A 335-nucleotide genomic window follows, 5' to 3' on the forward strand; every position below is an offset into this window, starting at 1 on the left:
GAGCCGGTCAGCGACGAGATCATCGACGCCCTCATCCTCCCGCTGGTCGACAAGGCGGTCCCGGAATGGCAAGCCGCCCTGGACGCCCTCCTGTCACTGCCCGGGATCGGCGGCCCCGTCGGGTACTCGGGGGGAGTGATCTCCATCGGCATCCGGCTGGCGGTGGTCGAGCCGCGCGTCTCGGCCGCCGTTCTGTTCGCCGGGAGTTTCGTCCCTCGTGCCATGTTCGAGGAGGCCCGCCAGGTCACCATTCCGCTGCACGTCCTGTTGCAGTGGGACGACGAAGGGAACGACCGGCAGGCGGCCCTGGACCTGTTCGACGCCTTCGGCTCCAG

General features: G+C 69.3%; 1 pseudogene. It reads left to right on the forward strand.

The annotated features are described in order from the left end of the window. Positions 1 to 335 (forward strand): annotated as a pseudogene (locus tag IG54_RS0137360) (alpha/beta hydrolase); the annotation flags it as partial.

This window comes from Streptomyces sp. NRRL S-920, from assembly GCF_000717945.1.
Taxonomy (GTDB): Bacteria; Actinomycetota; Actinomycetes; order Streptomycetales; family Streptomycetaceae; genus Streptomyces; species Streptomyces alboniger.